The 18,619-nt window shown below is 47.8% G+C and carries 17 protein-coding genes; 10 read left to right on the top strand and 7 right to left on the bottom strand.

Features of this window, described 5'->3' with window-relative positions:
• Window positions 1-242: 242 nt before the first annotated feature.
• Both BLHYD_RS04285 and BLHYD_RS04280 read right to left on the bottom strand, forming a co-directional pair.
• Window positions 243-1,247 (bottom strand): dipeptidase, encoded by a 1,005-nt coding sequence (locus BLHYD_RS04285; protein WP_050769896.1) that lies wholly within the window; start codon window positions 1,245-1,247, stop codon window positions 243-245.
• Window positions 1,248-1,278: 31 nt separating this feature from the next.
• Entirely contained in the window at window positions 1,279-3,408 is a 2,130-nt protein-coding gene (locus BLHYD_RS04280; RefSeq protein ID WP_005949188.1) for a penicillin-binding transpeptidase domain-containing protein, read from the bottom strand.
• A gap of 231 nt (window positions 3,409-3,639) precedes the next feature.
• Between BLHYD_RS04280 and BLHYD_RS04275 the strand changes: the two genes are divergently transcribed.
• The 4 genes from BLHYD_RS04275 to BLHYD_RS04260 are packed head-to-tail and all read left to right on the top strand — an operon-like array spanning window position 3,640 to window position 5,595.
• Window positions 3,640-4,206 carry an RNA polymerase sigma factor gene (locus BLHYD_RS04275; protein WP_005949186.1) on the top strand — a complete coding sequence of 189 codons (567 nt, stop codon included), beginning with the start codon at window positions 3,640-3,642 and terminating at the stop codon, window positions 4,204-4,206.
• Complete coding sequence (locus tag BLHYD_RS04270; protein WP_005949184.1) at window positions 4,157-4,582, top strand: hypothetical protein; 426 nt, start codon at window positions 4,157-4,159, stop codon at window positions 4,580-4,582. Before BLHYD_RS04275 ends, BLHYD_RS04270 begins: the two co-directional genes overlap by 50 nt.
• The gene (locus BLHYD_RS04265) at window positions 4,569-5,315 is read left to right on the top strand and encodes a hypothetical protein (RefSeq protein ID WP_005949181.1); all 747 of its coding nucleotides are present in this window, start codon (window positions 4,569-4,571) and stop codon (window positions 5,313-5,315) included. Before BLHYD_RS04270 ends, BLHYD_RS04265 begins: the two co-directional genes overlap by 14 nt.
• Complete coding sequence (locus BLHYD_RS04260) at window positions 5,299-5,595, top strand: LiaI-LiaF-like domain-containing protein (protein WP_021844601.1); 297 nt, start codon at window positions 5,299-5,301, stop codon at window positions 5,593-5,595. The genes BLHYD_RS04265 and BLHYD_RS04260 overlap by 17 nt, the downstream gene beginning before the upstream one ends.
• A gap of 60 nt (window positions 5,596-5,655) precedes the next feature.
• Here BLHYD_RS04260 and BLHYD_RS04255 read toward each other — a convergent pair whose 3' ends face one another.
• The gene (locus tag BLHYD_RS04255) at window positions 5,656-6,744 is read right to left on the bottom strand and encodes an iron-containing alcohol dehydrogenase family protein (protein ID WP_021844600.1); all 1,089 of its coding nucleotides are present in this window, start codon (window positions 6,742-6,744) and stop codon (window positions 5,656-5,658) included.
• A 315-nt stretch (window positions 6,745-7,059) separates the two neighbouring features.
• On the opposite strand from BLHYD_RS04255, the gene BLHYD_RS04250 reads away from it, so the two are divergent.
• Window positions 7,060-8,094, top strand: a complete 1,035-nt coding sequence (locus BLHYD_RS04250) for a 3-deoxy-7-phosphoheptulonate synthase (protein ID WP_005949175.1) — start codon at window positions 7,060-7,062, stop codon at window positions 8,092-8,094.
• A 5-nt stretch (window positions 8,095-8,099) separates the two neighbouring features.
• Here BLHYD_RS04250 and ftsH read toward each other — a convergent pair whose 3' ends face one another.
• Window positions 8,100-9,953 carry an ATP-dependent zinc metalloprotease FtsH gene (ftsH, locus tag BLHYD_RS04245; protein ID WP_005949173.1) on the bottom strand — a complete coding sequence of 618 codons (1,854 nt, stop codon included), beginning with the start codon at window positions 9,951-9,953 and terminating at the stop codon, window positions 8,100-8,102.
• A gap of 239 nt (window positions 9,954-10,192) precedes the next feature.
• Between ftsH and BLHYD_RS04240 the strand changes: the two genes are divergently transcribed.
• Window positions 10,193-10,639 (top strand): MarR family winged helix-turn-helix transcriptional regulator, encoded by a 447-nt coding sequence (locus BLHYD_RS04240; protein ID WP_005949171.1) that lies wholly within the window; start codon window positions 10,193-10,195, stop codon window positions 10,637-10,639.
• Window positions 10,640-10,702: 63 nt separating this feature from the next.
• Here BLHYD_RS04240 and BLHYD_RS04235 read toward each other — a convergent pair whose 3' ends face one another.
• From BLHYD_RS04235 to BLHYD_RS04225, 3 genes are read right to left on the bottom strand one after another with little or no spacing between them, the layout of a single operon-like run.
• Complete coding sequence (locus BLHYD_RS04235; protein ID WP_005949169.1) at window positions 10,703-11,740, bottom strand: threonine aldolase family protein; 1,038 nt, start codon at window positions 11,738-11,740, stop codon at window positions 10,703-10,705.
• A 1-nt stretch (window position 11,741) separates the two neighbouring features.
• Window positions 11,742-13,115: an aminopeptidase gene (locus tag BLHYD_RS04230; RefSeq protein WP_040350681.1), complete on the bottom strand. Its 1,374-nt coding sequence runs from the start codon at window positions 13,113-13,115 to the stop codon at window positions 11,742-11,744.
• A gap of 58 nt (window positions 13,116-13,173) precedes the next feature.
• Window positions 13,174-14,103, bottom strand: a complete 930-nt coding sequence (locus BLHYD_RS04225) for a YARHG domain-containing protein (RefSeq protein ID WP_005949165.1) — start codon at window positions 14,101-14,103, stop codon at window positions 13,174-13,176.
• A gap of 198 nt (window positions 14,104-14,301) precedes the next feature.
• Here BLHYD_RS04225 and BLHYD_RS04220 point away from each other — a divergent pair, with 198 nt between their 5' ends.
• The 4 genes from BLHYD_RS04220 to BLHYD_RS04205 all read left to right on the top strand — a co-directional run bounded on the left by BLHYD_RS04220 (window position 14,302) and on the right by BLHYD_RS04205 (window position 18,616).
• Window positions 14,302-15,000, top strand: a complete 699-nt coding sequence (locus BLHYD_RS04220; protein ID WP_005949161.1) for a response regulator transcription factor — start codon at window positions 14,302-14,304, stop codon at window positions 14,998-15,000.
• On the top strand, window positions 14,997-16,034 hold the full coding sequence (locus BLHYD_RS04215) for a sensor histidine kinase (protein ID WP_005949159.1): 1,038 nt from the start codon (window positions 14,997-14,999) through the stop codon (window positions 16,032-16,034). Before BLHYD_RS04220 ends, BLHYD_RS04215 begins: the two co-directional genes overlap by 4 nt.
• 93 nt (window positions 16,035-16,127) lie before the next feature.
• Window positions 16,128-16,811 (top strand): ABC transporter ATP-binding protein, encoded by a 684-nt coding sequence (locus BLHYD_RS04210; RefSeq protein ID WP_005949157.1) that lies wholly within the window; start codon window positions 16,128-16,130, stop codon window positions 16,809-16,811.
• The gene (locus BLHYD_RS04205) at window positions 16,808-18,616 is read left to right on the top strand and encodes an ABC transporter permease (RefSeq protein WP_005949155.1); all 1,809 of its coding nucleotides are present in this window, start codon (window positions 16,808-16,810) and stop codon (window positions 18,614-18,616) included. The genes BLHYD_RS04210 and BLHYD_RS04205 overlap by 4 nt, the downstream gene beginning before the upstream one ends.
• Window positions 18,617-18,619: the final 3 nt, after the last annotated feature.

The following is an 18,619-nucleotide window of genomic DNA, read 5'->3' as shown; positions in this document are numbered from 1 at the left end:
TTCAGAAAAATTGTCAAGCATTTTTTACAAAAAAGTAGGTGAGTTTGATTCTTGCATTTTTTTAATACGCATGGATTGTAGAAAAAGCTCTAAGGCCCCCGTGACGGGCCGCCCCAGTCTTTTTATAACTTCCTCGTAAATTTTCTGAATATTTTCCACACTTTCCTCTAAAACATCCGCAATCTCTGCTGCTGAAAATCCTTTTTGGCGTTTTTTCTAATAAACAGTAAGAAACCCTACCCTCACCTCTCCGGCAAAACCTCCCGGAACACCCGACGAGCATTCTGATACCAGAGCTTTTCCAGTACCCGCCAGGACATCCCGTGCCTGCGCAGGGCCCTGGCCAGATACTCAATCTGATCGCAACTGTTCAGCTGAAGCTTGCCGCTGATTCCATCCAGGTCGCTACCCAGAGCCAGAACGTCCTCGCCGCCCACCTGGTAAATATGGTGCAGATGGCGAAGCATACCTGCGACAGTACTGATCTTCTTTTCGCTTAAAAAGCTCGGACAGAAATTCAGGCCGATGACTCCACCGCTTTCTGCCACCGCCCGTATCATCCTGTCAGTCAGGTTTCTGGGATGGGAGGTCACTGCCCTGGCATTGGAGTGGGAGGCGATAAACGGCTTCTTGCTCAGCCTCACCACATCCCAGAACCCTCCATCAGACAGATGCGAGACATCCACCAGAATTCCCAGATAGTTCATCTCCTCCACCACCTCTCTTCCAAAGGGCTTCAGCCCCCTTCCCATCACCGTACGATTCGTGGAATTCGGCCATCCAACGGAATTCTCATGATTCCAGGTCAATGTCACCAGCCTCACACCCAAATCATAAAATTCCTTCAGCCGCCCCAAATCCTGTCCAAAGGGTACCGCATCCTCCAAAGTCAGCAGGCTCCCCACACATCCGTATCTTTCGCAGAAATCCACATCCTGCCAGCTCCGAATGGGTTCCAGCCTGCCTCCTGTCTCGATTCTCCACCTGTGATACGCCCTGATTCTGCGTCTCGCCGTCTTATAGGCCCACTCTTCCCTCAGCGGCCCTGGCACCATTCCCGTCATGAAGAAGACTGCGAAAGCCTGTACCAAGGAATCCGCCTTCTCCAGCCGGCGCACATCCACACCAAAAGGATTTTCTGCCAGGCCGCCCCGGCGCCCCCGCAGCCCGTCGGGCCGGCACAGACGCCACAGCGTATCGCAGTGAAGATCTATCATTCTTATTCTCTCTTTCTCTGTCCTTTTCAAGCTGCTCCTCCCTCCTAACCGCAAGCTCTTTCTATTCCGGCTCATCCTGACTCGGTTTCGTATACTCTTGTCCCAACAGATAACTCTCCAGCACTGGCCGCAGATTGTCCACCACATAGCCGCTGCCGCCTCGCTCTTTCACATCCTGTACCATGGTCAGAAGCAAAAGCGGTTTCTCCGTGTCAGGGTCTGTCGTGTAGACGGCCATCCAGCCCAGCTCCGTGCCGCTGGTGTCCTCCACCGTATCCTTGATCTCCGCCGTTCCGGTCTTGCCTGCCAGCTCCACACCCTCTAAGTGGAGTCCATAGCCGGTTCCCTCCGGGCTGTTCACCACATCCTTTAAATCCTCTGCCACCGTCTGAACCGCTTCTTCAGTAAACGCGTCAGAAATCCAGACTTCTCCCTGGGGATTCTCTTCCTGCAAAAGCTTCGGCTTCAGCATATCTCCCTCATTCAAAAATGCAGTGTAGATGCTGGCCAAATGAATAGGATTCACCAGCATCTGGCCCTGCCCGTACCCGCTGTCCGCCAGCTGAACCTCGGTGGATATGTGTTCCTCGTTAGAGTACTGGGACGAGGTGACGCTGATAGGAAATGGAAGCTCCTGACCAAAGCCGATTTTTTTCAATTGTTCCTCTAGAGTATCTGCGCCAATTTTTAGCGCAGCTTTCGCAAAATAAATATTATCCGAATAAACCAATGCGTTTCGCAGGGTGACATCCTCACCGTAATCATGCAGAGTGGTCACGTGATAGGATCCCCAAGAGCTGTCTTTTTGCCAGCTCGTACCACTGTAGCCTAGATTCTCATCCGCAGCCAAACGCCCTGTACTCAGCCCTATAGCCGCCGTCATCGGCTTAAAGGTAGAACCAGGCGCCCAAGTCTGCCTAAACCGGTTATACATCGGCTGATCTTCATCTTCATTCAAACTGTCCCAGACAGATTGCGACATTCCCAGCACAAAATCATTGCTGTCATAGGACGGCGTGCTGACCAGAGCCAAAATTTCTCCTGTGAAGGGGTTCATGGCCACGCTGCAGCTTTTGTCATTTTCAAACTGCCGGTACAGCATCTCCTGAAGCTCAGAGTCAATGGTCGTGGTGATATCCAGCCCGTTTTCCGTCTCTTTCTTCGCCAGCACCGTCCGCTCCTGTCCATCCTGGTCTACGATGGAAATCTTGCAACCATCTGTGCCGCGCAGTTCATCCTCATAAAGACTCTCCAGCCCACTTTTTCCCAGAACGCTGTTCGCGTCATATCCTTTGCCTTTTCGTTCTTCCAGATCTTCCGCCGTCACACTCTGCACATATCCGGTCAAATGGGAGGCCACTTCCCCCAGAGGATAGACTCTGTCCTCAGCATCCGTCACCATGACGCCCGGAATCTCCACCAGCTGTTTCACCAGCTCACTGTCGAAATTCTCTCCCAGCAGCGTGTTCTCCACTGTATGGTTCTTCTCTATCTTTTTCACGGGGACGAAAGAATCATCCTTGACCCAGGACGCATCCAGAGAATTCTCTATACTCTCTGCGGATATTTCCAGAAGATCAGCCATTTTTTGAATATCTTCCTCCCTCTGCGTAGGGTCTACGCTCATCTTTCCCGGGACCAGCCCCACCGATGAGACAATCCCTTGGCCTGCCAGAGTCTTCCCCTCACGGTCGTAGATTCCCCCTCTTTGAAACTCCGAGGAAGATACCTGCACCTTGTCTGTGGAGTGCAGCTCTGGAAAGATAGAGGTGTCCTCCCACTGAAGTTTCAGGCCAAGCCCCTCCCGATGGACATACATCTGGTTGTCAAAGGTCAGCTCTCCGGCCACCGTATTCATGGTCGCCGTGTATTTTATCCATTTCTTGTCGCCGTCTTTTTTCTTAAACTCCAGCTTCAAATCCTCGACTTCAATCCCCTCATAGATATTCTGATTCCGGGTGAGAAAGCTCTCCTGATCGATTCTCTCCTGACTGTCCGCGTCCAACATCTCATACATTTTCTCATAATCCCTGGCCTCAATACAATCCATATATGCCTGGACAAAATCCTGGGGCGTCTGTCTGAGAAACAGAAACCAGCATCCAGCCCCCAAGCCTACAGCTGCAGCCACTCCCAGCGCCAGTCCCATCTTTTTCCTGCTCTTTTTCTTTGTATTATTCTGCAATGTCATCCTCCTCTCATAGTCTAATTTTCATCCTTACGCCGCCTTGTTTCATGCTCTCTGCATTTAAAAAGGCGTCAGACCATTCTATAACAGCGTAACACATTCTTTTCTCATAAAGGTTCCCCCTTGTACACTGAGGGTATCAGTTCTCTAAAAAAATGTAAAGAAAAAAATCATTTTTTGAAGACAGAATGGAAATCCTCTCGTTATAATAGGTGAAGACAGCAAAGAGGGGAGGTGTTTTCGATCCAAGCTCAAAAACAACTGGAATATCTGATTGACACTTATGAAAACTTAATTTTTACGGTTTGTTACCGGCTGACAGGAAATTATTTTGATTCTCAGGATCTGACGCAGGAGACGTTTCTCTCTGCCTACAAACACCTCTCCCACTTCGACGGTAGAAATGAAAAAGCTTGGCTTACCCGGATAGCGACAAACAAATGTATCGACTACTTAAAGCGTGCTGGGCGAAACACTTATCCTACAGAAGATGAATATTTTCTTCAGCTTCAGACCAGGGGGCCTACTTTGGAAGAAAACATTCTGGAACAGGAGGTTCGCACACAGTTGTTGCAATACTGTCGTCTTCTCAAAGAACCTTACCGAGAAATCGCAGTCTTATATTTCTACCAGGAGCTCGGATTCAGCGAGATCGCCCAGCGAACAGGAAAAAATTTAAAGACGGTTCAAACTCAGGTCTACAGAGCCAAAGCAATGTTAAAAAAATTCTACGAAAAGGAGGGATATGGCCATGGACAAAAAGCACTGCCAGCTGGAAGAACTGCACAAAATCGCGGCTGACGACTATAGCGCTCATGCCTTTGCATCCCGTTTGGAAAGCCAAGGACTCTTACATGCTCCTAAAAATTTGAAAGAAAGCATTTTGCTTCAAAGTCAGTCGCCTACTGTAGGTGCAGAACAGCTTCTAAACAGAACGACAAAGAAACTGGAACTTTTGTTCTACAGCCTAAAAATTTCATTTGCGGTCCTGAGTGCACTCACCCTTCTGTTCACCAGCAGTTTTGCTCTGAATTTGGCCCATTCTATGCCCGCACAGACCGCAGAGCTTTCCTGGTCCGCCAAACTCTCGCAACACACAGACAGAGCAGGCGATCAGTTGAGAGCTTTCACAGACAAATTAACAACTATGGAGGTATTTCATTATGATGACAAGTAAAAAAAGTGGATTTTGGACTTTTCTTTTCTCGCTTCTGCCTGGCGCAGGCGAGATGTATCTAGGCTTTCTGAAACAGGGAGCCAGTATCATGATTGCATTTTGGGGGGTTTTCGCCCTGATTTCCGGTTTTAACCTGAATTTTCTGATCTTCCTGCTGCCGGTGCTCTGGTTTTACAGTTTTTTCCACACACACAATCTGCGCGCCTTGCCGGATGAAGAATTCTACACCATCGAAGACCGTATTCTTTTCTTTGATACCTGCGACGAGTATTCCTGTCAGAACATGAAAGATTTTTTCCAAAGGCACAAAACAGCAACCGCGTGGGTGTTGATCTTACTTGGAATCAGTCTGCTGTGGAACAGCCTTCTAGACTTCTTAGGTTGGTTCCTCCCGAACGCTCTCTACAACGTGTTGAACAGCTTCAGCTATAATCTACCCCAGATCTTCATCGCCGTGGCAATCATTGCTTTTGGTCTTTACCTGATCTCCGGAAAGAAAGACCAGCTGAACAAAGAGCAGGACTATGGTCAGGAGAAAAATCCTGATTTAAACATAGATTTTCCATTTTCTCAGGATGCGGATTTCGAGCAAACAAATCCCCTGATTCCTTCAAAATCCCAAGACGTCTCAGACGAGAACAACCACACAGAAGCACCGACCGGGGAACCAGAGGAAAAGGACAACACGCAGCCACAGTCAAAGGAGTTGGATGAAGATGACAAGAATCTATAGAGTTGGAAGTCTAACACTGGGATGTCTTCTCGTTGTCTTTGGAAGCCTGTTTTTGGCTCACATGTTTTATCCCTCGTTGTCCTATGAGTTTATCTACCGCCTCTGGCCTTTTATCTTCATTCTGCTAGGATTGGAAGTCCTAGGGTCCAGATTGCGCAGTGAAAAAGTTCAGTTCGTGTACGACAAAGGTTCCATCTTTCTCTTAATTTTACTGACCTTTTTCTCTATGGCCTTGGCTTTCTTAGACACGGCTTTTCAGTATCACAAATTTTACCTTTAAACATACAGACCGCAGACATAAAAGCACCACGGACAAAAATGTCTGCGGTGCTTTCTGTATTCAGTCTAATGAATATTCAATAATCTCTCTCAGTGCCCTCTCATCCACTGAGAACGGGCAGTTCTTCAGTTTCTCAGCATTTTCTAGAAGTCCTCTCACCGCCTGCGCCCGTAACTCCTCTGGCATCATCACCTCGCCCAGAACACGGCCGATATAGGCGCGGAACTCTTCGATCTCCTGGAATCCTATGAGTTCCAAAAGCTCTCGGCTCGTCTGGGAATCCGCCGCCTTTAGATACCCTGGAAGAAAAATTCCCACTGCCTTGCCATGGGCAACCTTCTCCTCATAAGTCACATAGTAACTCAAACCATGAGGAAGAGAAGTCCCCGTATGAGTAATCGCCATCCCGCCCAATGTAGCAGCGTTTAGCATTTCCTGGTAATCCTCCTCTATGAGTTCTCTCTTTCTATCCAGAACATCCCGAAATTTTGACCAGATTCTCATTCCCCCACGGACCAGCATCCGACTATAGTCTGTGGCATTGCTGTTTAGATAACTCTCCAAAAAATGTCCCAGCGCGTCAATCGCTGTGGACTGCAACACACTCTCAGGAGCAAATTTCAAATAACCTGGGTCTGCCAGAGCCAATGACGGATAGATTTTATGAGAAATACTAGATTTCGTTCTCTTGGCATGAATGGTCAAAATCGCATAAGGAGTCACCTCTGACCCAGTTCCGCAGGTAGTGGGAATCTCCACCACCGGACAGGCACTGCTGTCCACCCCTTTCTGGTACAGATAATCCATATCCTGGTCAGGATGACGCATCATCAATGCAATCGCCTTCGCCGCATCCATGGGTGAACCACCGCCGATTCCAACGACAAAATCTGCTCCCTGAACTATCCCCAGGTCTCTCGCTCTCATAATTGTTTCCATCGAAGGGTTCTCCTCGATCTCATCAAACAGGATATATCCTGTCCCATTAGACTCCAAAGCCTCTTCCACATCTTTGAGAGAACCGTTGGAACGGGCAGAGTGTCTCCCTGTCACAAGCAAAGCCTTCTCTCCCAGAGCTGCCAACTCACTCCCATGTCTCTTCACGCATTGTTCTTCTGAATACACCTTCGTAGGCATATAAAAAAACATTTTTCTCACCTGTCCTTTCTTCGTCTGATATATCCCCCAAAGCCAAATAAGCACGTGTGTTCTTTTAACAGTATAATACAATTTGCTTGATTTTCCAACACATTATAGTATGATAAAGATATCTCATCGTAACTATTCAGCCATGCGACTGATAAGAGCAAAAATTCGGAGCAAGCTTGCTTGCAGAGGTGTTCCACTCTTATCAGGCATATGGTGTTTCGCCACATATGCGGCAATATAAGCTGTGTAGCAGCTAATCCGAACTGTTATGGCTGAACAGTTACATTTTATCAGAACCTATTTGGGAGGACCAATATGTCATTTTATTACCATACAGAACTGCCGCTTCCCTCTGATTTCAAAGAGACTTACCCTCTCTCTGAAAAAATGAAAGAAGCCAAATGCCGGCGTGACAGAGAAATTTCCGATATTTTCACCGGTAAATCTCATCGTTTTCTGGTTATCATCGGTCCCTGCTCTGCGGACCGAGAAGACGCTGTCTGCGAGTATGTCTGCCGCCTAGCTAAAATCAGTGAGAAAACTAAAGACCGCCTGCTGATCATCCCTCGCATTTACACCAGCAAGCCCAGGACCACGGGCACAGGCTATAAAGGAATGCTTCATCAGCCAAATCCCCTCCTTTCTCCCGACCTGGCTAAAGGACTTGTGGCTGTGCGAAAGCTTCATCTGCGCGCTTTTTATGAAAGCGGCCTCAGCGCAGCCGACGAACTTCTATATCCAGAAATCCGCAGCTACCTGGATGACCTGCTGTCCTATGAGGCAGTGGGAGCTAGATCAGTGGAAAACCAACAGCATCGTCTGACTGCCAGCGGAATGGATATTCCTGTAGGAATGAAAAACCCTACCAGCGGAGATCTGTCTATCATGTTTCATGCCATCTATGCGGCTCAGCAGTCCCAACGTTTCATTTTTCGCGGACATGAAGTCACAACCGATGGAAATCCACTGGCCCACGGAATTCTAAGAGGCGGCCAAAATCGTTATGGAATGCCTCTTCCTAACTACAGTCTTCATGATCTGGAATACTGCCGCAGGGAATACGAAAAAAAGTGCCTGCGGAATATGGCGGTCCTGGTTGATACCAACCATGCCAATTCCAACAAGCACTTTAAAGAACAGATTAACATCGCTTTGGATGTGCTTCACTCCCGCCGGACAAACTCTGGACTTCACACCCTAATCAAAGGGTTACTCATCGAGAGCTATCTGGTGGAAGGCTGTCAACCCCTTTCTTCCTCCCAGACCTACGGACAGTCCATCACTGACCCTTGTCTGGGCTGGGAAGATACGGAAACTCTTCTATATCGAATCGCAGAACTCTGCGACTGATAAGCTCAGGAACCTGAATACTCATTCTGAGAATCCGATTTGTTCAAAATCTCCATGAACTCTTCTCCGGTGATCGTCTCATTTTCATAGAGATACTTCGCCAGTTCATGGAGTTTTTTCATGTTATCTCGCAGAATCTGCCGCGCCTTCTCATGCTGAGTGCTCACCAGTTCTACGACTTTCTTATCAATCAGCGTCTGAGTCTCAAAGGAACATGCCAAAGAACTGTCTCCACCCAGATACTGGTTGCTGACATTTTCCATAGCCACCATGTCAAACTCATCACTCATGCCATATCTCGTAATCATTCCCCTCGCCAACTTCGTCGCCTGCTCAATGTCATTGGACGCTCCGGTGGTGATGGAATGAAAGATCAGCTCCTCCGCTGCTCTTCCTCCTGTAAGAGTAGCAATTTTATTTTCCAGTTCTTCTTTGCTCAGCAGATAATGTTCTCCATCCTCCACCTGCATCGTATACCCTAAAGCTCCGGAAGTTCTAGGAATAATCGTAATCTTATGCACCGGCGCAGACTCTGTCTGTTTCGCCGCTACCAAAGCATGACCGATCTCATGGTAAGACACGATCAGTTTCTCTTTATTAGACAGGACACGGTTCTTCTTCTGATATCCGGCAATGACCACCTCAATGCTTTCTTCCATATCCGCCTGAGTCGCAAATCTTCTACCGCTTCGAACTGCTCTTAAAGCCGCCTCATTTACGATGTTGGCCAACTCAGCTCCGGAAGCGCCGGCGGCTGCTTTCGCAATCTCATAGAAATTCACATTATCAGCAATTTTTATCTTCTTCGCATGTACCTTTAAAATCTCTTCCCTTCCTTGCAAATCAGGGAGTTCTACTGGAATTCTCCGGTCGAAACGTCCCGGTCTTAAAAGCGCCGGGTCCAGGGAATCTGGCCGGTTCGTCGCCGCCAAAATCACGACTCCCTTAGAACCGTCAAATCCATCCATCTCCGTCAGAAGCTGGTTTAGAGTCTGCTCTCTCTCGTCGTTACCGCCGACCTGTCCATCTCTCTTCTTTCCAATCGTATCAATCTCATCAATAAACACAATGCAGGGCGCTTTCTCATTGGCCTGCTTAAACAGATCCCGCACCTTCGCGGCGCCCATACCTACAAACATCTCCACGAACTCGGAACCGGAGATGGAAAAAAATGGCACGTTAGCTTCACCTGCTACTGCCTTTGCCAGCAGAGTTTTTCCTGTACCTGGAGGTCCAACCAAAAGCGCTCCTTTCGGCATAGAAGCTCCGATGTCCCTGTATTTTTCTGGGTAATGCAGGTAATCTACAATCTCTGTCAGCAATTCCTTAGCCTCGTCTTCACCGGCCACATCTGAAAACTTAATTCCGGTGGATGACTTCACGTATATCTTCGCGTTGCTCTTTCCGAACATCATAGCTCCCGGACCGCCGCCCATACTCTTTGCCATCTTTCTGCTGAGCATCTGCCCGATAAAGACAAAAATTAAAATGGGAACAATCCAGCTAAACAGCATCGTCAACAGCGGAGACTGCTGTGTGGGAATCTCTTCCGTAAATTTTGCCCCAGATTCATATAACCTAGTTACCAAGTCCCCATCGTCAGGGATTCGTCCCGTCTTGCAGACAACCTCTTTTCCGTCTTCTTCCACGGAATAGTAAATCACATTCTCTTCCAACTGGACTTCTTCTATTTCTTTATGATCCAATCCGTCCAAAAAATCCGAATACGTGGTTTCCCGAATGCTTCCTTCCCTGATAGACGGAAACACCAATGCGTTCAGCAGCAAGAGAATCACTGCCGCAATCAAATAGTAAAACAGTATCGGTTTTTTGGGTTTGTGTTTTTCCTGCAAATCCATATAGCTTCCTCCAACGGTATCTTCAACAAGTTATCTACAATTTACTCCATTGTTTGATTTTTGTCAACTATTGATTAGTATCAAATATGTGAAAATTCTATGAAAATTCATAATTCCGTCTAAAAATAAAACAAAAGGGGATTACTTAATATTATTGATGAATATCAATTATTGACGTTTGACTATAATAAAACTATAATGATGTTATATTCTCGTAGTACAAGTATGGAGGAACTGTTATGAGCAATCCAAAAGATACCAAGATGACTCCGATCTCCGCCCTGATAGAAGTATTTCCTCTCTGTCAGAAAGTTATTCTAAATACCGTCGACTTTAAGGATCACGGTTTCACTAAGACCCAGCTTTGCATTCTACTCTCTCTGACTGCTAAATCACCGCTAACGATGTCGGAACTCGCCGCCTACATCGCATCTTCCAAGGAACAGGCGACCCGAGCTGTTGCTCCCCTGGTGAAAGCCGGCTACCTGGAACGAATTCAGGACGAAAAAAACCGTAAGCTGGTTTTGGTACAGCTGACACTCTACGGAAAAGAGATGATGCAAATCGAAGAAGTGAAATTAAAAGAGACGATGGCGGCCAAAATAAACAACCTCTCCCCTGAGGACCGGGAGGCGTTCGCCCAGGCTGTGAACACCACGGTTCAAATTTTAAAAAAGCTACAGTAAAAAGCTAATGGGAAGCTAACGAGAGCTTCCCATCTTCCATGTCAAAATTCTCTATTTTAAAACTCACAGTCCCTTTATGAACTCGACCAATGTATCCACATTTTCCTCCCGAGTGGCCCAACTGGTGCAAAGGCGGATTGCACTATGGTTCTCATCCATTCGGCAGTGCGGACAATAACCAAACCTTTCGCCCAGTTTTTGTATCTGATCATCCCTCAGAATGACGAAAATCTGGTTTGTTTCATTTTCCACCAAAAAATTGAATCCCTTCTCCCGAAAAGCCCCCCGAATCCGATCGGCCATCCGGTCTCCGTGAGCTCCCAGCTTCTCATAGAGTCCGTCTTTCATCAGCTCATCAAACTGGATTCCTAGAATTCTTCCCTTCGCCAGCATACCGCCTTTTTGCTTGACGATGTACCGAAAATCCTCCTGAAGCTCCAGATTCGTCAGCACCACGGCCTCTCCCAGCAGGGCTCCCACCTTCGTGCCACCTATGTAGAAGGCATCGCAGTACTTCGCGATCTTAGCCAATGTCAGATCATTGTCCTTTGCGGCAAGACCGTATCCCAGACGTGCCCCATCCATATACAGGTACAGGCCGTACCTTTGGCAGACCTCATGAAGTTTTCTCAACTCTCTTTCATGGTAGATCGTGCCCAGCTCCGTGGGATTGGAGATATAGACCAGCTTTGGCTTCGTCACATGCTCAAAAGCATCATTTTCCAAAACTTGCTCCCGGTACAGCTCCTCCACCTGGGAAGCGGTCAGTTTTCCGTCCAGAGACGGCACCGTGAGAATCTTATGGCCTGTGGCCTCCACTGCTCCGGTCTCATGTCCATTGATATGGGCGGTGACCGCTCCTATGGCCGACTGATGAGGCCGCAGCGCAGCTGCGATCACCGTCAGATTTGCCTGCGTACCTCCTGACAAAAAATATACTTTCGCCTGGGGAGCCTCACACAACTTCTGAATTCTTTCTTGAGCCGACAGGCAGTATAGGTCTTCCCCATAACCTGCCGTCTGCTCCATATTCGTCTCCGCCAGACGTCGGAGAATCGACTCATGCGCTCCTTCATTATAATCACAGTTAAATAAAATCATATCAAATCTCCTTTAAAAACGCCCGATAACCTCTGTATGCCTCATAAATGTCTACTTTGCTGGCTACCTCGTAAGGTGCATGCATGTTCTGGACTGCCACTCCGCTGTCGATAACTTCCATCCCGTAGTTTGCCAGAATATAGGCGATCGTGCCGCCTCCTCCTTGGTCAACCTTGCCAAGCTCCGCGGTCTGATAGGAGACATCTTCCTGGTCAAACACCCTGCGCAGACGGGCGATGTACTCCGCGTTGGCATCGTTGGAGCCGGATTTTCCCCGGGCCCCGGTATACTTATTAAAGGTCAGCCCCAGCCCGAAATAAGCGCTGTTGTTCTTTTCCATCACTTCTGGATAGTTGGGGTCAAAAGCCGCGCTCACATCGGAGGATAACATGCAGGAATTGCGCAGCGCCCTCCTTACTTTCAGCTCACTGTATTCTCCCATGCAGTTGAGCACCTCGGCCACTGCATTTTCAAAAAAGCGGGACTGCATTCCAGTGGCTCCCACACTTCCGATCTCCTCTTTGTCCACCAACAGACACACACAGGTTTTCTCAGGCATCTCCAGGTCCAAAAGAGCCTGGTAAGATGGATACGCACAAATTCTGTCGTCATGTCCGTAGGCGATCAGCATACTGCGGTCCAACCCATAATCCCTGGCCTCACCTGCCGGAACCGCCTCCAATTCCGCCGACTGAAAATCCTCCTCCAAAATTCCGTACTTTTCTTCCAGAAGTCTTAGAACCATCTTCTTAACCGGCTCCTTTTCTTCTCCCTCCAACGGAATACTTCCTACCAGGATATTTAAGCTCTCTCCTTCAATTACCTTGTCTGCTGTTTTCTCCATCTGAGTTCTCCCCAAATGTGGAAGCAGATCTGAGATGCCCAGCACCGGGTCCGATGCCTCCTCCCCCAGCGCAACCTGTACAGTACTGCCGTCTTTTTTTGCCACCACACCGTGAAGCGCCAGCGGTAGAGCTACCCATTGGTATTTTTTTACGCCTCCATAATAATGGGTCTTTAGCATACTCAGCCCTCCGTCCTCATACAGAGGATTCTGTTTTAAGTCCAGACGCGGAGAATCCACGTGTGCCCCCACAATGTTCATTCCCGCTTCCATTGGCTTTTTACCCAGACTGAAAAGAACAATACTCTTGCCCATAATCGCGGAATACACTTTATCCCCCGGCCTTAGAGTCTCACCCTGGGCAATCACCTCTTCTAAATCCCGATAGCCACGTTCCTTGGCATCGGCAATTACCTGGGCAACACATTCCCGTTCTGTCTTGCAGACGCTAATAAATCTACGATAGCCTTCGCAAAATTCAAAAATCTCTTTCTTATCCTGATATTTCAGCCATGCGTTTCTGCGCTCCATAATTCTTCTTTTCTCTCCTCTCTTTTTCTGCCGCGCTCTCCTGGAATTCCCCTTGTCCTTAGGTCTCCATCCCGTGCGCCAATTCATAGTCTAAAATCTTCTTTGCATTTTTTTGTTCCGTGGAATTCAGTAGCGCTGTATCGTTAAATTGACTCCCCGGAATACTCGGCACATACCAACTCTTACTGCGAAAATGCGAATCCAGACCAGGCGTATCAAACATTCGACCATGACGGGCATAGATCTCATTTCTCGCCACCTTCAGCTCCCACTCCGTCTTATCGGCAAAGTCCGCCTCGGTCAGCTCTCTAACTGCACTGTCTGGAAAGATGTAGTCATTACCCAGATACCCTCCCGTGCTAGACATAGCCGGTGCGGTTGCAGGCACAGGCGTAGCCGTCGGTACAGGAGTAGGCATAGGTGTCGGTGTAGCCTGAGGTGTAAACTCACTTTCCACAGTATCCTCATCCGTATCCTTCTGTTCATCCGCCTGCTGACTCTCAGCCACCGTCTCTTCTTCCTCAGAGTTCAGACTCAGCAGCGCTTTCAGTTCAAATGCGATAAACACTACCAGCAATGTCACCACCACACCTAAAACCACATAAAGCCAGGGCTTGTTATTTTTTTTCGGTGAATTGCCGCCAGAATAGCCCGATTCCCCGCGATAGCTCTCTCTATATGGTTCTGATTCCCCATATGACTGATGATTATACCACTGACTATCATAATTTTGCTCCGTGAAATCTTCTCTGCTTCGGCTTTCTTTCCCATAACGGGGCTGTTGATAAGCCGTCTCATAGTAAGCGACCGTCTTATCCTCGTCCTGTTCATGGTAGGCAACGGTTTTCTCCTCTTCCTCGTGATAAGCCACTGTCTTGTCTAAATCACCGTAAGGTTTTCCTGAATTCTGACTTTTTACCGGCGCGCCGCAGTTTTGGCAGTACATCATCCCGTTCTCCAATTTCGCACCACATCGCTCACAAAACATACTCTCTCCCCCTTACCTCTTACTTAGTCAAAAGCTTTCTGATATCTTATTGTAACACTTTTCTCTTGTCATCTCAATTACTGGATTCCGAAAAAACTCCCGCCTTCTCACAATAAAGATTGGCTTCACCCCCTGAACCGTATATAATGTTATACGATACCTGTAAATACAACACACTGCGAAAAGAGGGAAAACTGAATGAAGCGCATCTTATTTGTCGAAGACGACCTCAGCCTGATACATGGCCTTTCTTATGCTCTGAAAAAGCAAGGGTACGAGCTCCATATCGCACGGACCTACCTGGAAGCCAAAACACTATGGAGCAAAATAAACTGTGATCTGATTATCCTAGATGTATCGCTTCCAGACGGTTCCGGCTACGACCTGTGCCAGGACATCAGAAAAACATCCAAGGTACCAATTCTGTTTCTCACGGCTGCCGACGAGGAGACCGAGATTACCATGGGGCTTGACATCGGAGGCGACGACTATATCACAAAACCTTTCAAGCTGGCGGTTTTGCTCTCCAGAATCAACGCTCTTCTGCGCAGGAGCGAAAACTTCAGTCAGCCCAGTATAGAACTAAACTCCAACGGAATTCAAGTACAAATGCTGAAACGGGAAGTATTCAAGGACGGGATGAAAATCCAGCTAACTGCCGGCGAATATAAACTGCTATGCTTTTTTATGGAAAACCCAAATATTGTTCTTTCACCGGAACAGATTCTGGGCAGACTCTGGGACTGTGAGGAAAACTATATAGACAACAGTTCCCTCACCGTATATATCCGAAGATTGCGGGCAAAAATCGAAGATAACCCAAAAACCCCCAGCAGAATCGTCACGGTCCGGCGCATGGGCTACAAATGGAATATCCTAGATGGAGGTGAAGTATGAACGTATTGGCAAATCAAAAAATCAGACGGCTTTTTCACGTTCTGACTCTTATCCTTGTTTTTTTTGCCCTATTTTGCATTGTCTTTATAAAGCTTACGCCTAAATACGCATCTTTTAGCGTATTAATCTTATCTCTATGCACAGGACTTGGCATATTGACAGCTGTCTTTCACTATTTTTCTGAACAGGACAAACTCATAGAAAATGCCATCGTACAGATGAGAGAATTCCTTGGCAAAAACCAAGAAGCGCGAATCGAATGTGACCAGGAAGGCGAGCTCTACCTCCTGTTTCACGAGATCAATTCCCTGGCTGCTGTCCTAAAAGCTCATGCTGAAAATGAAAAAGCGCAAAAAAAATATTTGAAAGATACCCTCTCCAACATCTCTCACCAACTAAAGACTCCCTTGGCCGCCCTGAATATCTATAACGGGATTATGCAGGAAGAATCCAAAGCGCTGCCCACCATCCAGGAGTTCCTTTCCCTGTCCGAACAAGAATTGGACCGAATCGAGACACTCGTGCAAAATTTGCTAAAAATCGCAAAACTTGACTCCGGCACCATTGTGATGGGCAAACACGCTGAAATGATCGCTGAAATGATGGATGATATCCAAAGACGATTCGCCTACCGCGCAAAACAGGAGGAAAAAATTTTTCTTCTCTTGGGAAACGATTCCGTAACCTTTCCATGCGATCGCAACTGGTTTTTAGAAGCGATCGGCAACATTGTCAAAAATGCTTTCGATCACACAGAAAAAGGCGATACCATTCAGATTGAATGGAAACAGTTTGCGTCTGTGGTCCAAATCCTCATAAAAGACAACGGAAGCGGTATCCACCCAGAGGATCTTCCCCATATCTTTAAGAGATTTTACCGCAGTCGTTTCTCTCAGGATGTTCAAGGCGTCGGCCTTGGCCTTTCTCTTGCAAAAACGATTGTCGAAGCCCACAGCGGAACCATCGAAGCAGACAGTTATCCAGGAGGTGGCACAACCTTCACCATCAGCTTTCTAATTTCTGCATCAGAATAGATCATTTCCTACAAAATTGTAGGCTGTCTGTCACCTGACAGTCATGTCGGTGTATTAACCTTTCTATATCAAGACAGAAAGAGGTGTAAACCAATGAATTTACTGGAAGTAAAATCCGTCTCTAAAACTTACGGTAACGGTGAAACTTGTGTCCGTGCATTGAAAAGAGTCACTTTTTCCGTACCGAAAGGAGAATTTGTCGCGATCGTCGGGGAATCCGGTTCTGGAAAAAGTACGCTCCTGAACATGGTAGGCGCCCTCGATGTACCGACAGCCGGCAAGGTATTCATCGACGGCAAAGACATCTTCGCCATGAAGGAGAGCAGTCTGACTATCTTTCGCCGCAGAAACATCGGCTTCGTTTTCCAGAGTTTTAATCTGATACCTGAACTGACGGTGGAGCAAAACATCATCTTTCCCGTACTTTTAGACTACCAAAAACCGGACCGAAAATACCTGGAAGAACTGCTCACAGTACTACGCTTAAGAGACCGCCGGCACCATCTGCCCAATCAACTCTCCGGCGGACAGCAGCAGCGTGTGGCGATCGGACGTGCCCTGATCACAAGGCCATCACTGATTCTCGCCGACGAGCCCACCGGCAATCTGGACACACGCAATACCAGTGAAGTGATCTCTCTGCTAAAAGAAGCCTCAAAACAGTATGAACAAACAGTAATCCTAATTACCCACAGCCGAAGCATTGCTCAGACTGCGGACCGGATACTCCAAGTCTCTGACGGAGTTGTCACTGATTTTGGGAGGTGCTATGAATGAAAAGCTATCTCAGCCTAATCCCTATCTTTGCCAAAGTCCACCGCCGTCAGAATCGTATGACCCTCCTGTGCATTGTTTTTTCCGTATTTTTAGTTACTTCCGTCTTCAGCATGGCAGAAATGGGAGTCAGGATGGAACAGACCAGACTGCTGTCCAAGCACGGAAACGTTAGCCTGCAAGATTTAAGCCACAGTGAAATGGTTCAGTCACTCTACCTGGCCGCAGCCATTCTGTTCGTACTGATACTGGTCGCCGGAGTACTGATGATCTCTAGCAGCCTCAACAGTACCGTGGCCCAGAGGACAAAATTTTTCGGAATGATGCGCTGCATCGGAATGAGTCGTCAGCAGATTATTCGCTTTGTGAGACTAGAAGCTCTCAACTGGTGCAAACCAGCAATTCCGGCAGGAGTGTTGCTTGGAATTTTGGCTGCTTGGATTCTGTGCGCAGCTTTACGTTTCCTCGTAGGAGAAGAATTTTCTTACATTCCTCTCTTTGGAATCAGTAAAATCGGGATCGCCAGCGGAATCCTCATGGGACTTATCACGGTATTACTCGCCGCCAGCTCTCCTGCCAGAAAAGCTTCAAAAGTCTCCCCCATCGCAGCCGTCGCTGGAAACCCGGAATACAAAAAGAAGCTGCATCATGCGGCTAGCACACGTTTTTTCAAGATTGAAACCACCCTTGGCATCTCCCACGCGGTTTCTTCCAAAAAAAACTTAGCCCTCATGATGAGCTCCTTCGCCCTGAGTATTCTTCTTTTTCTGTGTTTCTCGGTTCTGGTCGATTTCGTCGGCTATCTCATGCCCCAGTCCTCCAGCGCCGCTGACATTACCATATCCACCAAGGATGACTCCAATTCTCTGGACAGCCAGCTGCCTGACACCATCTGCAATATGGAAGGCGTAAAACGTGTCTTTGGACGCAGAAGCTGCTTCCAGCTTCCCGTAAAACGGAACGAGAAATCCGGCTCTGACACCGCAGATCTCATCTCCTACGATAATTTTGACCTAGAATGCCTTGCAAAAGACGATATGCTGAAAACGGGCAGCGATCTCTCAAAAGTGTACGAAAACGACAATTATGTCCTTGCAACCTGGGATAAAGACAGCCCTCTCAAAATCGGAGATCAAATACAGATCGCTGGCACAGAGCTTATCATCGCAGGTCTATTGAAATACGATCCCTTCAGCAGTGATGGGCTCACTGACGGGCAAATCACCCTGATCGCCTCCAGCGCCACCTTCGTCCGACTGACCGGTATTTCTGATTACTCGCTCATTCTGATACAGACTACAAAGAACGCGTCGGACGGGGATGTCGCTGCGATCCAGGACCTTATAGGCAGCAGCGGTGTCTTTCATGACAGCCGCAGTCAAAGCACTACAGGAACCTACACAGCCTTTGTGTTCTGCATATACGGGTTCCTGGCCGTCATCACTTTAGTCACCATCCTAAACATCGTCAACACCATCTCCATGAGTGTCTCCGCCAGAATCAAAGCTTATGGAATTATGCGTGCTGTCGGTATGGATGAACATAAAATATCCAAAATGATCGTTGCCGAAGCGTTTACCTATGCTCTGTCCGGCTGTCTTGTCGGCTGTGCGGTAGGACTGCCGGCAAATAAATGGCTGTACGACTGCCTCATCACTTCACACTTTGACTATGCAACCTGGACCCTTCCGGTCAAGCCTCTGCTGATGATACTTTTGTTCCTCTTTCTCGCAGTCGCCGCGGCATCCTGTGCACCGTCAAAACGAATACGAAGCCTGTCTGCCGTCGAAATGATCAACGATCAGTAGCGC

The organism is Blautia hydrogenotrophica DSM 10507 (assembly GCF_034356035.1).
Classification (GTDB): Bacteria; Bacillota; Clostridia; order Lachnospirales; family Lachnospiraceae; genus Blautia_A; species Blautia_A hydrogenotrophica.
Note: the sequence above shows the minus strand (reverse complement) of the source record. Positions and strands in the feature narration are given on the sequence as shown.

Excerpts from the sequence above, each read along its gene's own strand:
- BLHYD_RS04205 (WP_005949155.1), top strand. The coding sequence starts at position 16,808 with ATGAAAAGCTATCTCAGCCTAATCCCTATCTTTGCCAAAGTCCACCGC.
- BLHYD_RS04230 (WP_040350681.1), bottom strand. The coding sequence starts at position 13,115 with ATGGAGCGCAGAAACGCATGGCTGAAATATCAGGATAAGAAAGAGATT.
- BLHYD_RS04265 (WP_005949181.1), top strand. The coding sequence starts at position 4,569 with ATGATGACAAGTAAAAAAAGTGGATTTTGGACTTTTCTTTTCTCGCTT.
- BLHYD_RS04255 (WP_021844600.1), bottom strand. The coding sequence starts at position 6,744 with ATGTTTTTTTATATGCCTACGAAGGTGTATTCAGAAGAACAATGCGTG.
- BLHYD_RS04210 (WP_005949157.1), top strand. The coding sequence starts at position 16,128 with ATGAATTTACTGGAAGTAAAATCCGTCTCTAAAACTTACGGTAACGGT.
- BLHYD_RS04270 (WP_005949184.1), top strand. The coding sequence starts at position 4,157 with ATGGACAAAAAGCACTGCCAGCTGGAAGAACTGCACAAAATCGCGGCT.
- ftsH (WP_005949173.1), bottom strand. The coding sequence starts at position 9,953 with ATGGATTTGCAGGAAAAACACAAACCCAAAAAACCGATACTGTTTTAC.
- BLHYD_RS04215 (WP_005949159.1), top strand. The coding sequence starts at position 14,997 with ATGAACGTATTGGCAAATCAAAAAATCAGACGGCTTTTTCACGTTCTG.
- BLHYD_RS04250 (WP_005949175.1), top strand. The coding sequence starts at position 7,060 with ATGTCATTTTATTACCATACAGAACTGCCGCTTCCCTCTGATTTCAAA.
- BLHYD_RS04280 (WP_005949188.1), bottom strand. The coding sequence starts at position 3,408 with ATGACATTGCAGAATAATACAAAGAAAAAGAGCAGGAAAAAGATGGGA.
- BLHYD_RS04220 (WP_005949161.1), top strand. The coding sequence starts at position 14,302 with ATGAAGCGCATCTTATTTGTCGAAGACGACCTCAGCCTGATACATGGC.
- BLHYD_RS04235 (WP_005949169.1), bottom strand. The coding sequence starts at position 11,740 with ATGATTTTATTTAACTGTGATTATAATGAAGGAGCGCATGAGTCGATT.
- BLHYD_RS04260 (WP_021844601.1), top strand. The coding sequence starts at position 5,299 with ATGACAAGAATCTATAGAGTTGGAAGTCTAACACTGGGATGTCTTCTC.
- BLHYD_RS04225 (WP_005949165.1), bottom strand. The coding sequence starts at position 14,103 with ATGTTTTGTGAGCGATGTGGTGCGAAATTGGAGAACGGGATGATGTAC.
- BLHYD_RS04240 (WP_005949171.1), top strand. The coding sequence starts at position 10,193 with ATGAGCAATCCAAAAGATACCAAGATGACTCCGATCTCCGCCCTGATA.